Origin of the sequence: Streptomyces sp. NPDC001750, assembly GCF_042892615.1 — a bacterium.
In the GTDB taxonomy this organism is placed as follows: Bacteria; Actinomycetota; Actinomycetes; order Streptomycetales; family Streptomycetaceae; genus Streptomyces.
Genome location: NZ_JBIAUE010000003.1, coordinates 467207 through 481967, shown reverse-complemented (window position 1 = coordinate 481967; position 14761 = coordinate 467207). Strand labels below are relative to the sequence as shown.

Annotated in this window: 16 protein-coding genes and 3 pseudogenes; 10 read left to right on the top strand and 9 right to left on the bottom strand. The window is 68.5% G+C overall.

What is annotated here, in order from left to right:
- The first annotated feature begins 431 nt into the window (after positions 1–431).
- Positions 432–1241, top strand: coding sequence for a hypothetical protein (locus ACFYY6_RS08270; protein WP_389192208.1), 810 nt, complete (start codon positions 432–434; stop codon positions 1239–1241).
- A 337-nt stretch (positions 1242–1578) separates the two neighbouring features.
- Here ACFYY6_RS08270 and ACFYY6_RS08265 read toward each other — a convergent pair whose 3' ends face one another.
- Positions 1579–2430 carry an NmrA/HSCARG family protein gene (locus ACFYY6_RS08265; protein ID WP_351524327.1) on the bottom strand — a complete coding sequence of 284 codons (852 nt, stop codon included), beginning with the start codon at positions 2428–2430 and terminating at the stop codon, positions 1579–1581.
- Between the two features lie 264 nt (positions 2431–2694).
- Positions 2695–2943, bottom strand: a pseudogene (locus tag ACFYY6_RS08260) (SDR family NAD(P)-dependent oxidoreductase); the annotation flags it as partial.
- A 195-nt stretch (positions 2944–3138) separates the two neighbouring features.
- Here ACFYY6_RS08260 and ACFYY6_RS08255 point away from each other — a divergent pair.
- Positions 3139–3375, top strand: coding sequence for a transposase (locus ACFYY6_RS08255; protein ID WP_389192205.1), 237 nt, complete (start codon positions 3139–3141; stop codon positions 3373–3375).
- A gap of 24 nt (positions 3376–3399) precedes the next feature.
- On the opposite strand, the gene ACFYY6_RS08250 is transcribed toward ACFYY6_RS08255, so the two are convergent.
- Positions 3400–4866, bottom strand: a complete 1467-nt coding sequence (locus ACFYY6_RS08250; RefSeq protein WP_351524325.1) for a SpoIIE family protein phosphatase — start codon at positions 4864–4866, stop codon at positions 3400–3402.
- 41 nt (positions 4867–4907) lie between these two features.
- On the opposite strand from ACFYY6_RS08250, the pseudogene ACFYY6_RS08245 reads away from it, so the two are divergent.
- The 3 genes and pseudogenes from ACFYY6_RS08245 to ACFYY6_RS08235 all read left to right on the top strand — a co-directional run.
- A pseudogene (locus ACFYY6_RS08245) lies at positions 4908–5099 on the top strand (DDE-type integrase/transposase/recombinase); the annotation flags it as partial.
- Positions 5100–5490: 391 nt separating this feature from the next.
- Positions 5491–6752 (top strand): annotated as a pseudogene (locus ACFYY6_RS08240) (MFS transporter).
- 1022 nt (positions 6753–7774) lie between these two features.
- A complete protein-coding gene (locus ACFYY6_RS08235; RefSeq protein ID WP_351524323.1) occupies positions 7775–8041 on the top strand; it encodes a hypothetical protein in 267 nt (88 codons plus the stop codon).
- A 112-nt stretch (positions 8042–8153) separates the two neighbouring features.
- Here ACFYY6_RS08235 and ACFYY6_RS08230 read toward each other — a convergent pair whose 3' ends face one another.
- From ACFYY6_RS08230 to ACFYY6_RS08220, 3 genes are all read right to left on the bottom strand, one after another.
- Positions 8154–8852: a nucleotidyltransferase domain-containing protein gene (locus tag ACFYY6_RS08230; protein ID WP_389192201.1), complete on the bottom strand. Its 699-nt coding sequence runs from the start codon at positions 8850–8852 to the stop codon at positions 8154–8156.
- 349 nt (positions 8853–9201) lie between these two features.
- The gene (locus tag ACFYY6_RS08225) at positions 9202–9633 is read right to left on the bottom strand and encodes a hypothetical protein (protein WP_389192198.1); all 432 of its coding nucleotides are present in this window, start codon (positions 9631–9633) and stop codon (positions 9202–9204) included.
- Between the two features lie 58 nt (positions 9634–9691).
- Positions 9692–10177: an Hsp20/alpha crystallin family protein gene (locus ACFYY6_RS08220; protein WP_351524320.1), complete on the bottom strand. Its 486-nt coding sequence runs from the start codon at positions 10175–10177 to the stop codon at positions 9692–9694.
- 218 nt (positions 10178–10395) lie between these two features.
- Between ACFYY6_RS08220 and ACFYY6_RS08215 the strand changes: the two genes are divergently transcribed.
- Positions 10396–10692: a hypothetical protein gene (locus ACFYY6_RS08215; RefSeq protein WP_388650466.1), complete on the top strand. Its 297-nt coding sequence runs from the start codon at positions 10396–10398 to the stop codon at positions 10690–10692.
- 74 nt (positions 10693–10766) lie between these two features.
- Here the strand turns inward: ACFYY6_RS08215 and ACFYY6_RS08210 are convergent, their stop codons facing one another.
- The 3 genes from ACFYY6_RS08210 to ACFYY6_RS08200 form a co-directional block, all read right to left on the bottom strand.
- Complete coding sequence (locus ACFYY6_RS08210) at positions 10767–11045, bottom strand: hypothetical protein (protein WP_388650468.1); 279 nt, start codon at positions 11043–11045, stop codon at positions 10767–10769.
- Between the two features lie 125 nt (positions 11046–11170).
- On the bottom strand, positions 11171–11725 hold the full coding sequence (locus tag ACFYY6_RS08205; RefSeq protein ID WP_389192196.1) for a hypothetical protein: 555 nt from the start codon (positions 11723–11725) through the stop codon (positions 11171–11173).
- On the bottom strand, positions 11722–12045 hold the full coding sequence (locus ACFYY6_RS08200; RefSeq protein ID WP_388650471.1) for a transposase: 324 nt from the start codon (positions 12043–12045) through the stop codon (positions 11722–11724). Before ACFYY6_RS08200 ends, ACFYY6_RS08205 begins: the two co-directional genes overlap by 4 nt.
- On the opposite strand from ACFYY6_RS08200, the gene ACFYY6_RS08195 reads away from it, so the two are divergent.
- From ACFYY6_RS08195 to ACFYY6_RS08180, 4 genes are all read left to right on the top strand, one after another.
- On the top strand, positions 11944–12414 hold the full coding sequence (locus ACFYY6_RS08195) for a recombinase family protein (RefSeq protein ID WP_389192228.1): 471 nt from the start codon (positions 11944–11946) through the stop codon (positions 12412–12414). The two genes, ACFYY6_RS08200 and ACFYY6_RS08195, sit on opposite strands and share 102 nt — an antisense overlap.
- 259 nt (positions 12415–12673) lie before the next feature.
- Complete coding sequence (locus ACFYY6_RS08190; RefSeq protein WP_351524317.1) at positions 12674–12808, top strand: hypothetical protein; 135 nt, start codon at positions 12674–12676, stop codon at positions 12806–12808.
- 10 nt (positions 12809–12818) lie between these two features.
- Positions 12819–12956, top strand: a complete 138-nt coding sequence (locus ACFYY6_RS08185) for a hypothetical protein (RefSeq protein WP_351524316.1) — start codon at positions 12819–12821, stop codon at positions 12954–12956.
- A 577-nt stretch (positions 12957–13533) separates the two neighbouring features.
- Positions 13534–14571 (top strand): NUDIX domain-containing protein, encoded by a 1038-nt coding sequence (locus ACFYY6_RS08180; protein WP_351524315.1) that lies wholly within the window; start codon positions 13534–13536, stop codon positions 14569–14571.
- Positions 14572–14761 lie beyond the last annotated feature (190 nt).

Below are 14761 nucleotides of genomic sequence, written 5' to 3'. Positions count from 1 at the left end.
GCCGCCCTGCGCGTATCTCACCCAACCAGAACTACCGGACCTGGCGCTCAACTGTCAGGCCGATAGCCCGACATCACTCAATCAAGTTCAGTAGCCTGCCGAGCAGAGTCATGCGGCTGCGTGGTGGTTGCGCAAGGAATGCCGCACCTTCCAGTGAGGTGATTGTCGTGGTCGGAATTCCGAGATGGCGCCGGGGTCCTCGCGCGGGCGGACTGGTGTTTCCCTTTGTGATCAGTTTGGTCATTGTGCTCGGGCCGGGCATCACGCCCGCCTCGGCCACGTTCAGTGAGGGGCAGTGGCTGAACTCGGGTGGCGCGGCCAGAACACCCTCGACGCCCGCTTTCGTGAGCGTGGGTTCGCATCAGTACCGAGTCGTCCGTGGCGAGGACGGTAGGTTGTGGGCGTCCCACAACAACGGTCCCGCCACACTCATGCCGGATGCGCAGACCGGAGTAGGCCCTGAAATAGTCGCAGCCGGCGGCAGGGTGGTGGCATTCCATACGGGAACCAATGGGTATGTCTACTACAGTTTCCTTCAGAACACCGAAGGAACCTCCTGGACGCCATGGACTCAAGTGCCGGCGTACGCAGACACCGTCAACTCGTTGCAGGCCACTGTGGTCGACGGGTTGGACGTCGTACTTCTCGTGACGCAGAGGGATGGATCGCCGGCCATGCAGACCATGCGCCTCTGGGATCAGAGCCCGGATTTCGACGGCAGCTGGACAAGAAACACGAATGGCAGGTTCAACTCTGCTGTTGATATCACAGCGCGAGAGATTATGGACAGCAGAGGAAACCCCACCCTGGAAACGGAGATAATCTTCGAGGGGAGGGGGATGGATAACCGTGTCTGGTATTCTGCGGTCCCGCTCCGTGATTTCGCGAGCGCGCGCTTCTCTCAGCTCCCCGGCGACGGCGTCTGTGATCTCACCCCGGCGATCGGGCGCGGCGGGCTGCCTGATCGGTTCGTCACCGATCCGAACGATCCGAATTTCCGAAGCCAGCAGGAATTTTCCCTGGCGTGCATCAGTCCCGATGATGGGAACGTCTGGATAAATCGCTCGACGGACAACGGTAATTCGTGGTCGGGCTGGAACCGGACCACGGACGGTGCTGGCCCGTCAAATGCATCCCCGTCGATTCACAGCGACGGGGCGAACATCTACGCGGCGCTCAGCTGGAATGGGAACCGGGACGGCAGGTATCCGGATCACGCGATCGTCGAGAAGAGAATCTGACGAGGCGCTGTACGGCGCCCATGGCGACTCCCGGGCCCCTGGGGGTTCGGGCGTCGCCATGAGCCCGGGCGCGTCGCCCGAGGGCGCCGTCCAGTTCGTGGACCGGAGGAGCCGGCCTTCACGGCACCCGGGGCCTCCTCGTTCCCGCACCTCATCGGCGAAGTGTTCAACAGTTCCTCGAAGTACCCGGAACCTTCCGGCCGGAGGCGCACTCCGGGGACACCCTGCACCCCGCGCCCTCACCATCGCCGTGCCGGAGCGGCAGGGCGACCACCCGTACCCGGCTACTGCCACTGAACAGACTGTGTCCGGAGCACCTTGCCGCCATGGGCGATGGTCAGTCGGCGGTCGCCCAGGTGCGGTGTGCCCAGTCGGCGAAGGGGGTCCAGCGGACTTCCGGGTGAGCGGTATGAAGAGCGGGAATGTCGACGCGATAGCCAGGGCCGTTCAGGAACGTCCACATCGCATGCATGTCAGGATTGCCGATCGCCGTCAGCGGCACTTGCTCATGGCGGACCTCCCGCCCCAGGGCCGCGCCGAGTGCGGTCGCCATCTCGGTCGGGGTGGGTGCGTCACTGGCCAGTTCAATGCGCTGCCCAACGTAGGAAGCCGGGTTGAGCAGCACTTCCGCCGCGAACGCGCCGAGGTCGTTGCGGGCAAGCTGCTGCAACGGCCGATCGGGCGGCAGCGGCAGGTCGAGTACGCCACCGAGGATGCGCTGCGCTCCGCCCAGCGCGTTGTCGAAGAAATACGTCGGCCCCAGAATCGTGTACGGCACATCGCCGTCGGCCAGTTCCGCTTCGATACGTGCCTTGCTGTCGAAATGCGGCACCCCGCTCTCCTGGTCGGCTCCGGCCACAGAGCTGAACACGAGATGCGGAACACCCTCCTTGGTCGCGGCAGACAGGATCTCCCGTCCCTGGGCCACCTCCGCGTCCACACCGGCTTCGAAGGGAGTGGTGAACGCGAAGACGCCCGCCACCCCGTTCATCGCCGCGGCGAGTGACTCACGATCACTCAGGGATCCCGCCACCACCTCGACACCCTGGTCGGCCAGTTCCCGCGCGGCGCTTCGGCCGGGGTCACGCACCAGCGCCCGGACCCGGGCCCCACGGCCCAGCAGCGCGGCGCTCACGACCCTGCCCTGTCCGCCGGTTGCGGCAAGCACCAAGATCGGCTCATCGGTCATCGAAGGCTCCCTTCCTCGCATGCGGGTGACAAGGCGTCATCGGCCAGCCCAACGGTAACCAAACGTCCCGGACGACACGCCCGGCATGACAGCGCGCCGTCCGTCCGACGAAGCCGGACCGACCATGCCTCGTGTCCACCGGGCCCCGGCCGGGGCCCCGCTCCGCCGTAGGCGGGCCCCGCCCTGCTCAGGCGCGGAGCGGCGGGGGTGTCGCCGCAACGGATTACGGGACAGCCCTCAGCAGCTGGTGCACGGCCTCGCGGTTCACGAGCTCGGGAACAGGGGCCCGCCCGCCGTGAGGCCACCGTCGACGGTCAGGACATGGCCGTTGAGGTAGCTGGCCTTGTCGGAACCCAGGTACTGGAGGGCCCCGGCGATTTCCTCCGGGGTGCCCGCCCGGTGCATGGGCAATACCGAATCGACGGCGTCACGTGCTGTCTCGTTGCCGGTGAACTGCTCGTACAGGGCGGTCCGGGTGAATCCGGGCGCGACCGCGTTGACGCGGATACCGTGAGCGGCCCAGTGGAATCACTACTCACGAATTAGGGACCGTCGTGTTCTTCCGAGAAGGCCGGGGGACCAATCACTCCTGCCCGGCACTGCGCAAGTCAAGTATGCCTACCTGCACCTGTGAGGAAACCTCCCGCACGCGTCTGCGCCGCGTCCGGCGCCGCGTCGCCCTGTCCGCCGTGATCGGCGCTGTCGTCGGTGGGAAGCAAGTACACGAAGCGGTATACCGAGGAGCTCAAGCGGGACGCGATCGCGCTCGTCGACTTCTCGGGCAAGACGGTCACCGCGGTTGCCCGGGAACTCGGCATCAGCTCCGAGTCCCTGCACGGCTGGTACCGCAAGGCCAAGGCAGACCGGCGGAGGTCGCCCCGGCGGGGCGGCGTGGCAACGGCATGGGGGAGTTCTGAGGCCGGCGACGTGCCGGGCAGCAGGTAAGGGGCTTCGGGCAGTCCAGCCCGGTCACACGGCTGATGTCAGGGCGCGGGCGACGCGAGCGGACGGGGCCGGCTGCTCGGCCCAGACGATCTTCCCGGTGGGGGTGAAGCGGGTTCCCCACCGCTCGGCGAACTGGGCGACGAGGAAGATTCCGCGGCCGCCTTCGTCCATGGCCGTCGCGTAGCGCAGGTGCGGGGAGGTGCTGCTGCTGTCGCTGACCTCCAGCGCCAAGCTGGTATCGAGCAGAAGGCGCAGGTGGACGGGGGGCGCCGCGTGCCGGATGGCGTTGGTGACCAGCTCGCTGAGGATGAGTGCGGTGGTGAATGCTGCCTCCTCCAGGTCCCAGTCGGTCAGCTTCGCGAGCACCTCGGCGCGCAGGGCGGGCACCGCGGCGGGAAGGGCCGGGATGTCCCATTCAGCGATACGATCACGCGGAAACGCGCGGGTTCGGGCGATCAGGAGGGCAACGTCATCGTCTGGATGGGCGGGCAGCACCGCCTCCAGGATCGTCTCGCACGTCTCTTCCGGGTCGATACCCGCGTTGGAGAGTGCGTCGTGCAGCAGCTTCAGGCCGGCCCCGATGTCGCGGTGACGGTTCACGATGAGCCCGTTGGTGTAGAGCACGAGCTGCGTGCCCTCCGGCAGCTGCAGGTCGACGGCCTGAAAGCGTAGGCCGCCTACGCCGAGCGGGGGTCCTCCGGGCAGGTCGAGAATCTCGACGCGGCCGTCGGGATGGACGACGGCGGGCGGAAAGTGCCCGGCACTTGCCATCGCGCAGCTACAGGAGACCGGGTCGTAGATCGCATACAGGCACGTGGTTCCGACGGTCATACCCTGACTGGCGCCCTCCTCCGCATCCATCTGAACAACCAGGTCATCAAGGCGGGCCAGCAGTTCGTCGGGCGGGAGGTCAAGGGTGGAGAAATTACGGACCGCGGTGCGCAGTCGCCCCATGGTGACCGCGGAGTGCAGGCCGTGGCCGGCCACATCACCGACCACGAGGGCGGTGCGAAATCCTGGGAGAGGGATCACGTCGAACCAGTCCCCGCTGACCTCCGCCTCGGCGGGCACATAGCGGAACGCCGTTCGGACGGCGCTGGTGTCCGGCAGCGTGCGGGGCAGCAGGCTGTGCTGCAGCGTGGTGGCGATGGCATGCTCACGGGTGTAGCGGCGAGCCAGCTGAGCGACCGCGAGGCCGACGGCGAGCAGCAGCCAGATGGTGATGATGTCGTCCGGTTGGCTGAAGCGGGTGAAGCTTGCGTACGGGGTGGTGAAGAAGTAGACGAACCACGCTGCGGCGGAAAGAGCCGTGAGGGCCGCGGCCCAGCGGTAGCCGAGGGTGGCCACCGCCGCGACGACGAACATCAAGATCAGGGCCACGTTGGTGGAGGACAGGGTGCCTCGGACGGGCAGCAGGAGCGCGCAGACGGCGAGCGGAGCCGCCAGTGCCGCGATGAGCACGGTCAGCCCCTTGACGAGATCACGAGGCATGCCCTACCTCCCTTCTTTCCGGTGTAGCAGGGCCCACGTGACGGGACAAGGCTGCGGCCAGGCGTTTCTTCCGCCGCCTGATGAAGAAGACGCGTGCGGTCCCGCGGGGAGTTGTCACCGACAAGCTCCGCTTCTATGACGCAGCCCACCGTGAGGTCATGCCCTTCGTGGAGCACCGCTCCCACAAGGGCCTGAACAACCGGGCCGAGAACTCCCACCAGCCCACGCGGCAGTGACGCCGTGATCATCACGACTGCCCCTGCTATGCCCTCGAGCGGAGGGCGGCTTCCCACATGATGGCCTTCGCCGCGCTGCCAGCCGTGGCGTTGGCGGCGCCCCCAGCTCCCTGGCGCACGCCCGTACACCGGGAGACCCCGAGCCGCTCGGCGAGTTCGCCGCCGGGCTACTCGTGCGGGGTCTGGAGGATGGAGAGGAGCTGCAGGACCCGCGCCGGAGTGTCGGTCGTCGTGCCTGCCAGGGTGCCGCAGAAATGGGATGTGAGTTGGTCTGATGCTCGCGTAGCTTCCCAATACGCTCTCCGCCGAGAGCACTCCCAGTACCACCGCGGGCGCGGGCGACCGGCGTCGCTGGTTCGCGCTCGCCATCGTGGTGATCGCGGCCTTCATGGACCTGGTCGACGTCACGATCGTCAACATCGCGATCCCGTCGATCCAGCGGGACACGGGCGCGTCGTTCGGCCAGATCCAGTGGATCACCGCGGGTTATGCGCTCGCCTTCGCCGCCGGGTGCTGGCGATCGTGCACGCCACCTTCCCGGCGCACGAGCGGGGCAAGGTCATCGGGCTCTTCGGCGCGATCATCGGGCTGGCGACGGTCTCGGGGCCGCTGCTCGGCGCACTGCTCACCGAGGGGAACCTGTTCGGGCTTGAATGGCGGCCCATCTTCCTCATCAACCTGCCGGTCTGCGTCGCGGCGCTCGTCCTGGGCCGGCGCTTCATCGCCGAGTCGAAGGCCCCGCGGGCGCTGCGACTGGACCTCGCCGGTGTCGCCCTGGTCACCCTCGGCCTGCTGATGCTGCTCTACCCGCTCACCCGAGGCCGTGAGCTGGGCTGGCCGATGTGGGGATATCTGTCGATGGCAGGCGCGGTGGTCGTTTTCGCGGCGCTGGTGGGGTACGAGAAGCGGAAGGCGGCGCGCGGCGGATCCCCGCTCATCGAGCTCTCCCTGTTCCGGGTGAAGAGCTTCGCGGCGGGCATCGCGGTGCAGACGGTGTACGGAGTCGGGCTCGGCATCTTCTTCCTGGTCTGGACGCTGTACATGCAGGTCGGGCTGGGCTGGAGCGCACTGCGGGCCGGGCTGACGGGGGTGCCGCTCTCGCTCGCGGCCTCGACGATGGCCTGGATGTCCACGCAGAAGCTGGTCCCGCGCTTCGGCCGCAAGGTGCTGCAGGCCGGCGCGCTGGTGATGGCGGCGGGCGTACTTCTCTACATCGCCGAAGCCGACCGGTACGGCCAGGACATCGCTCCCTGGCAGATGGCGCTGCCGCTGGTGGTCATGGGGGTGGGCATGGGCCTGATCGTGGCCCCGCTGACGGAAGCGGTCCTGTCCGAGGTGCCGCGAGAGCACTCCGGTTCGGCATCGGGCCTGATCAACACGGTGCAGCAGATGGGCAACGCACTGGGCCTCGGACTGGTGTCGGTGGTCTTCTTCGGCGAGATCGGCGACCGGCTGACCCCGCAGCAGGTGGGCCCGGCGTTTGTGCACGCCTTCCAGCACGCGCTGGGCTGGCTCGCGGCCGTACTGGTGGCGGTCTTCCTGCTGATGTTCGCGCTGCCGAAGCGGTCGGTGCAGCACCTCGAGGGCGCAGACGGCCCGGAGAGGGCCACCGACGTGAAGGCGGCCGGGGAGCGGGTACTCGCCTCCTGAACGGTACCGGCGCCGGTGTCCGGGGCGGTTGCCGACGGCGCCCGGCGGGGCTAGTGCCGCGGCAGGCAACGTTTGCCCGTCAAGGAGCGCGTCCGGTACGTGCTCTCGGTGTGCCGGCCGGAAGCCCTCGTACTGGATGTACTTGGGATTTCGGCCGGTGCGGCGAGAGGGCGTGCCGGGCGTCGCGACGGGGCAAACGTTGCCTGATGCGGCACTAGTTATACCGTGACCTGATCACCACCGCCCCGAACGCGCCCGTCACCCGGGCATGGGCCGACCGCTACCGCACCACCTGGAGCCACACATGACCGACTGCACTCTTGCCCGCTACGGCCACGCGGATCTGCCCGCGATCCGGCAGATTCCGCCCTCGGCGGCCGTCCGCCCCAGCACCTCGCCGATGCCGCGCACACCGCTTGGACGGCGTTCGTCCACGACCTCGACCCGGGCGCCGACTGGCCCGCGTACACCACGGCCCGGCGCGAGACCCGCGTCTGGGACACCGCGCTGCACACCGACGCCGACCCCCTGCACCGCATCCGCGCGATCTGGTGTGCCCCGGGGCACCGGCCGACGGACTGACCCCGGAGGCCGTCCGTGAAAGCCCGGTGCGGGGCGATCAGCGCATGGGTTGTCCGGCGCGGGCCAGGTTCTGTCGTCACATGCCGGGCCTGCATCGGGAGTGAGACGAGGGTGGCGGCTGCTTCGTGGGACTGGGCGGTCTTGCCGTAGCGGGTGTGTAGCTGCCGCGCCACTGGTCGGGTAGCTGGGTCACGTCGCCGTGACCCAGCCCCCTCAGTGGGAGTTCTCGCTTCCGTGTCCGGGATGGTTCTCAGCTTCTCGTTTAACCTCGTCTCCGTTGGGGGTGGGGGGTGGAGCAGGTTTTCGAATCTGTCAGGTACTCCGCTGAGTGCCAGGACTGCGGTGCGGAGCTGGAGTGCTGTGGAGTTCAGGCCTTGGTGGACGGCCGGTTGCGATGGGACGTTGAGTCAACCTGTTTCGCCTGTGGATTTGCGGTAGCCGTGTGCGGTGGCGACGTGCCGGCCGAACGGCGGGATCAGATGCTTTCCGAGCATGGACCCGCGAGGCTGCAGGTGAGCAGTCCGCCGACGAAGAGCATCGCCATCATGCGCGTGCTGCGGGCAGAGCTCGGCATTGACCTGAAGAACGCCAAGGCTTTGCTGCGCCGCATGCTGGACGGTGATTGCTCAGGAACGCTTCCCGAGATGGAACACTTGGCCCGCAAGCTTCGGGAGGCCGGCATCGCTGCTGCCGCTACTCGCCCTTAAGCCCCGTGAGGTGTCTACCGCCTCGCCACCACCCGCGCCCGCGCAGAACAACAGGCCTCAACTGGCTGATCGCAGCCATACCCCTGTGGTGGCATGATCGCGCCCCACCGACTCACCGGATGGCATACCCGTCCCACAGGGGGCCGCCAAACTGGTCTAGCACCTCTGCCACGACCGCAGCGAAGACCTTCGTATCCCCGGCGATCGCCTGCGCGGCAGCCTCGGACAACGCGCGGTGCACTCCGGGGTCGGCCGCAGCCAGCCGCCGCGACAACCACTTGCCTCCGCCGAGCCAGTGCCCGCCGACCAGCAGGACCAGCTCCGAGGCACGCTGCAGCATGTGCGAGACCAAGTACATCCGCTCCGCAGGGTCCGCGCAGCCACGCAGATCGTCGAGCAAGTCGGTCAGGATGTACCGCTGGTAGTCACGCTCACGGTCCGAGAGCGGCGGCGGGCCCGCGGCCCAACGGTTTCGCGCCTCGCCCTGGAGTGAAGCGCCCAGCCCGTCCGTGTCTACCAGGAGCATGCCGTCAGCACACATGGCGAGCAGCGGCGAATTCCGCTTTGCGGTCTCCTGGTCGGCGAAGCCGTGCCAGGCGGCCTCGGTCTGCACGAACAGCTCCACCGGCCAGCCGCGGTACACCAGATTCTCCCGGTTAGGGGCGGGCGGCCCGTCCAAGAGGACCACGATGTCCAGGTCAGATGTGGGCGTCCGGCGGTCGGTCAGCACGCTGCCGGCGAGGAATGCCGCCTTGGCGGCGGGAAATCGGTCCCGCACCAGTTCGCGGGCGGTGAGCACGGGGTCATCCATGACCGCAGCGTACGTTCCGGCATGGGTCTCGTAGGAGGGCGAGTGCACACCGCACCACAGCGGGTGCTCTTACTTCGCATCGACTTTCGTGCGCTCTACGGACACCGAGTGATGCCGAAACCCACCGACAAGTGCTCTCGCTTCTCGGTCTGGGCCGTCCGTGAGGGCATGCAGAGCGACCGTTGCTGGAGAGGCAGGGAGCCAGCGCGGCGGGAGGAACCCTCGCCGGTGAAACCTTGAAGGGTGCCCGTGACTGGCTGTCACGGGCACCCCTCTCAGCTCCTGCTATCTCAGCTGTTGTGGCGTTGGCGCCTCCTGATGGCGACGGCGAGGGAGAGGCCGCCGAGGATCAGCAGCGTGCCGAGCGCGGCTGCGGAGAGCACGGTGGTGCCGGTGCGGGCGAGGATCCCGGATGATTGCGGGGCGGGCTGGGGGTTGTCGGGGGCGGGATGTTGGTGGACGGCGGGATGTTGGTGGACGGCGGGATGTTGGTGGACGGGGGCACGTTGGAGGACGGCGGGGGAGTCTTCCCCGGCGGCACCGTGTGGTCGGTTTCGCAGCCCTTCTCGGTGTCGCAGTGGCCGCGCTTGTCGTCGGGGGTGGTGACGACGACGTCGCTGACGTGGCCGTGCAGGCCGTTGCCGCCCCACGCGGAGCGCTGGATGGTGAAGGCTGCCGGGGCCCCGTGCTGAGGGTCCGCGTCCCTGAGCATCTGGTCCGGGACCCCGTCTCGGAACTCCAGCCAGCCGTCGGGACGGATAAGTGCGTAGATACCAGTCATGCCATCGCCCGGATACGGCGGTGGGGCCGGGCGAGCCGCCCCCGCCGCGACACTGCCTTCAGCCTTGAGTGATCTCGATGTGGTGCGGCTTGGCCGCCTGGGCCTTGGGCACGGTGACGGTCAGCACCCCGTCGGCCAGCGTCGCTGTGATCTCTTCGGCCCTGACGTCCGCCGGCAGCAGCGCCCGGTACTCGAAACGCCCGGTGCGCCGGGTACTGCGGCGCAGGACGCCTTCCCGCTCGCACTCCTTGCACTCCCCGGTGATGCACAGTTCCCGCTCGCTGACCTCGACGTCGATGTCCTCGCGCGTAATTCCGGGCAGCTCCGCCTCGACCACGTAAGCGTCATCTGTTTCGTGCAGGTCGGCCAGGGGCGACCAGCCTCGTACGGAGGACGCGGCACCGGCGGCCTGCTCCAGGAACCGGTTCATCCGCTCGAAGAGGTCGTCGAACTCGGCGGCGACCGGCTCGCCCCAGCCCAGGGAAGGGAACGGGAACGCTCGTTCCATGAGATGGCCGGGCCGGTGGTGTACGGGCAGTGTCATCGCGGTTCACCTCCGCGAAACGACGGCATTCGGGTCATTTCCATGCTGCGGGTATCCGTGGCGGCCCGCGAATCGGGCTGGCCGACAACCCGGCTCCAGGACCCCGGGACACGGACTTGCCTGATCAGCAGTGCCTTGTGATCCCTTCGGGCGGATCCACTCCACCGCCTTCGTGCCCGATCAGTGGGGTGCTTGTTGTTACGGGCAGGATGACAGGCATGGGCCACTGGGTGTATGAGTTCTCGGGTTGCCCCGACTCGGGGGACTACCGGCAGATCGCGGAAGATGAGGAGCCGGGCGATGTGGTGCTGCGTGAACGCCTGGGCGGTCTTGGCATCGTGGACGGGTTCGTGCGGGAGAGCGTCGACGACCTGATGATGGTGGCTCGCTTCCGGTGGGTGGCTGGCGGAGACCCGTCCGCGGTGGCACCGGCGCTGCTGCAGAGATCCGGACTTCCGCCCCTCGCGCGGCGGGATGCGGGCCCGGTGCGTGCGGTTGTCAGCGAGCCCGATTGAGGTCGTCCCGAGCCTATTTTCGAGGCCGCCGTTGTGGCTGTGCGCGACGGTCGTCGTCGCGCACAGCCATTCTCCTACTCCTCTGTGGCGGGTTCTTCAGCCCCAGTCCCCTCGGCTGCGGGGGTGGCCGGTTCTTCAGCCCCGGTCTCCTCGGCCGCGGGGGTTGCGGGCTCTTCAGCCTCGGCCTCCTCGGCTGCGGTGGGGGCGGGTTCTTCTGCTTCCGTCTCCGCTGCCTCGGGGGTCGGCTCTTCGCCCTCCGCAGGGCCGGCCTCGGTCGGGGCCGGTGACTCCTCGGGGGTGGTCTCCGCCTCTGTTCCTTCGGCCGCAGTGGGCTCCTGCTCGTTGTCGCTCACGTGCTCACCGCCTTCCCGTACTGACACGCAGGAAGAGGCTCAGGTGTCGTCCGGTCGGACGACCGTTATGATGCGGAATTCATTACTCACTACTCATGATGTCACCGAACAGCATGATTTGAGGCTTATCGAGTGACCAGGGATAGTCCGGAAACGTGCCGTAGGCCGCTGTGATCAACCCCGACGGCGGGCGGCGGGGTCGGACGCGGCGACGCTTGACGCCGGGGCTGCGGGCGTACCGCGAGCTGAGACCTTGCCCTGGTCAGTGCGGCAGTGTGATCCGGAAGCGCAGGCGGCAGATGACCGGTGTTGTGGCGGAGGGCGCGGTCCAGGACCGCGCCGCGCTGGTTCTGCAACAGGCGCTGCCATGGCTTGGCCAGGTGCATCTCAGGGATCAGGACCACCAGACGGTCGTGGCCGTCCTCGGCGCCGAGAGCGCACAGGTAGTCGATGATCGGCCGCGTCAGTGACCGGGTACGGCTGTGCAGGACGGTGAGCGGCACGTCGGGTTGCCAGGCGTTCCATGCCTGGCGGACCTCCTCGGCGGAGGGCGCCCTGGCCTTCACACGGGCGATCCACCGGTAGTATCCCGAGCGCGAGACCTGAAGGACCCGGCATATCCGCTGAACGCCGAAGGTCCCGGCGTGTGCGGAGACGAAGTCCCAGCGGTGGGTCTTCACTTCATCTCCTGCGCGAAACAGGCCGCCACCCGGCGCAGGATCTCCCGCTCGAGCTCCCACTCCTTCTCCGCCTTGCGCAGCCGGCCGATCTCCGCGCGCAGCCGGGCCAGCTCCTCATCCCGGTTCTCCGCGGTCTGGTCCCCGCGGCCGTGGTGGCGACCCGCATGTTCGTCGGCCTGGCGCACCCAGCTCCGCAGCGTCTCGCCGGTCACCCCGACATCCGCCGCCACCGCCGCATACGTGCGCTTCCCGCCCGCCGCACGATACAGCGCGACCGCATCGTTCCTGAACTCCGCCGGATACGGAGACTTCCGTCCCACCAGGACACCCTTCCTCGGATCAACAAGATCCATTGTCAGAGTGTTCACACCGCCGGGGGCACCTCACAGGGCATCGACACCTCCACCGCGGTCGGCAGGATGTTCTTCCAGATCTTGGGAGCGATCGCCGAGTTCGAGCACGCCCTCATGTCGGAGGGAACGATGGACGGCCTGGAAGCCGCCCGAGCCCGCGGACGTACCGGAGGGCAGAAGCCCAAGCTGGGGCCTCGGCAAGTACAGCTCGCGCGGGAGATGTACGACTCCGGCGAGCTGACCGTCCAGCAGATCGCCGACGAGTTCGGCGTCACCCGCCCCACCTTCTACCGCCATCTCAGCAAAGTCGCCAGCCAGTCCCAAGAGCCCGCGTAACCGAACATCGCTGAGGCGTATCAGCACCGGTCAGTGATATCCGTCGCTTTTGCGGCGATTACTGCGGGGACCGCGGCCTGCGCCGTGTGGTCATGGCTCAACATGCTCGGTACCAACGCCGACTGGTCGCACATGGTCGTCCGCACCCTGGCCCGCGCGGCGACAGTGCCTCCGACGCGGAACACCGGCACGAACACGAAGACCCCAGCCCCGGCTGACCCGGCCACCCAAACCTGCTGCCCGCGATCGACCAGTGGCAATGGATAGACCGATACAGCTCGATGCACCCGCCCCGAGGCGCCCCCTCATCACGCCCGAGGAGAAGGCCGAATTCTTCACCAGGGCCGGCGAGCTCAACGCACGCATCTCCCGGGTCCTCGAAGTGCTCGGGTAGGGTCCTGCCCATGGGCTACGACTGGGAGAACATCCTCGGCGCGAGCGGTGCCGGACTCGAAAAGGCCTACGACGCCGCCGTGTCCGCCGTCATCTATGACCAGGACCCCGGCGACGACGAAACGGCTCTCCCGTTCAACGAAGAGTAGGCCGCACCGGCCGGACCCGGGAACGCGGACTTCGCGAGCCCGGCGCTTGCTCGCGATCAGGTGCTCCAGAGGGGGGCGGAGGCTCGGCCCTACCTTGGTCATGGGCGGCGTCACGGGGTCGGCTCCTCGGTGGCGAGTCGCCGCGGGCCTCGTCGACGGGGCGGCCGGCGGTTCCGAGGCATCTGTCCCTCCTTGCGCGGTTCATGGACGCATGGACCCATCGGCCCCGTAACAGGCGCGGGAGTGGCGTGTTCCGTTGGTGATGGGATTGTGGCAATGGTGTGAACGCCGTCCTCGTTCCGGCGGGCGGACGGCGGAACCGAAGGCCCGGCGCGCAGGGCGCACGGCCCGGCGGAGGGGTCCGCCGGGGCCCCGGATCCCCTGCTACGAAAGGATTTTGACGGCACGTCACGTACGGTGGACGGGGCCGGTCGTGGCGGTGTGCGGGCCGGTCGCGAACATGGGCCGCGTACGGGGGCATCCGACGGTTCCTTTCGGGTAACAGCATCGCCACAGCCGGGTTTTCGCGGCAGGGTGTTGCGGGCAAGCCACAGGGGGCTACGGAAGAGGGGGAACCGTGATCGTCTGGATCAACGGCGCGTTCGGCGCGGGGAAGACGAGCGCCGCTCGCGAGCTGGTCGATCTGATCCCGAACAGCACCTTCTACGACCCCGAGCTGATCGGCGCGGGGTTGCGGTACCTGCTGCCCCAGAAGAGGCTCGCCGAGGTGACGGACTTCCAGGACCTTCCGATCTGGCGGCGGTTGGTGGTGGACACCGCCGCGGCTCTGCTGGCCGAGGTGTCCGGCGTGCTGGTGGTGCCGATGACGCTGTTGCGGCAGGAATACCGCGACGAGATCTTCGGCGGGCTCGCCTCCCGGCGCATACCGGTGCGCCATGTGCTGCTCTCGCAAGAGGAAACGATCCTGCGTAAACGGATCGCGGGCCGGGTGGAGTCCCCCGACGACCCCGGGCACGGCGAACGGGCCCAGCAATGGGCCTACGAGCACATCGGCCCCTACCGGGCGGCGCTCGGCTGGCTCACCCGTGACGCCCACACGATCGACACCAGCGCGCTCACCCCCTACGAGACGGCCGAGCGCATAGCCGAGGCGGTGCGCACGGGAGCGGCCACCGCCTGCGAGATCGTGCAGACCCCCGCCCCGACCGGGGAGACCGTCGCGGCCGGGGTGCTGCTCTTCGACGAGCACGACCGGGTCCTGCTCGTCGACCCGACGTACAAGCCGGGCTGGGAGTTCCCCGGCGGAGTCGTCGAGGAGGGCGAGGCACCGGCACAGGCGGGGATCCGTGAGGTGGCCGAAGAGATAGGGATCCACCTCGACCGGGTGCCCAAGCTCCTGGTCGTCGACTGGGAGGCGCCCCACCCGCCCGGATACGGAGGTCTCCGGATGCTCTTCGACGGCGGGCTGCTGCCCGGCGTGGACGTCCAGCGGCTGCTGCTGCCGGACTCGGAGCTGCGCGGCTGGCGGTTCGTCACCGAGGAGGAAGCCGCCACCCTGCTCCCTCCCACCCGCTACGAGAGGCTGCGCTGGGCGCTGCGTGCCCGGGAACGGAAGACCGTGCTCAACCTGGAGGCCGGGATCCCGGTCGGCTGAGGCGGAGGGCTCCGGAGCGGCCCCGCGTCGGCGTCGACGACGGTCGGGGGCCGCCGGACCCGGGCGGCATCGGAGGCGAGCGGACCACCGGGTCGGTGCCCCCGAGGGCCCGTACGGCCGACATCGCGAAGGTCCGTGCTGCCGACGCCGCGGCAGTGCGCCTCGGCCGACTCCGTCGGAGGCGGGCACG